Here is a 323-nt window from a genome sequence, read left to right on the forward strand (position 1 = left end):
CAGGCATGGGTGATGGATGTCAATGGTACATACCATTTGACCGGTAGTGCTCTCGATCAGTTGCTCCCGATAACGGGTCGGCACGGTCAGGCGCCCTTTACTGTCGAGATTGACTAACGTTGCCCCCCGGAACATGCCAGTCTCACCCCTTCTTACCACTTTATCCCACAAATTCCCACTCGAAGGAGTTTACGGAGCGGAGGAAAAGCTTGTCAAGCAAGTCACAACGCTTACCTAAGTAAAAAAGCCAATGTTTACGGCGAATATCTGCGTTGATTAATTTCCACCCAGCGTGCAAGTCAAATTAACGTTATGAATATTTG

Annotated in this window: 1 pseudogene; it reads right to left on the reverse strand. The window is 48.0% G+C overall.

The features are described from left to right. Positions 1 to 135, reverse strand: a pseudogene (locus GBG68_RS13990) (cell division/cell wall cluster transcriptional repressor MraZ); the annotation flags it as partial. Positions 136 to 323: the final 188 nt, after the last annotated feature.

Source organism: Alkalilimnicola sp. S0819, assembly GCF_009295635.1.
Lineage (GTDB): Bacteria > Pseudomonadota > Gammaproteobacteria > Nitrococcales > WHIW01 > S0819.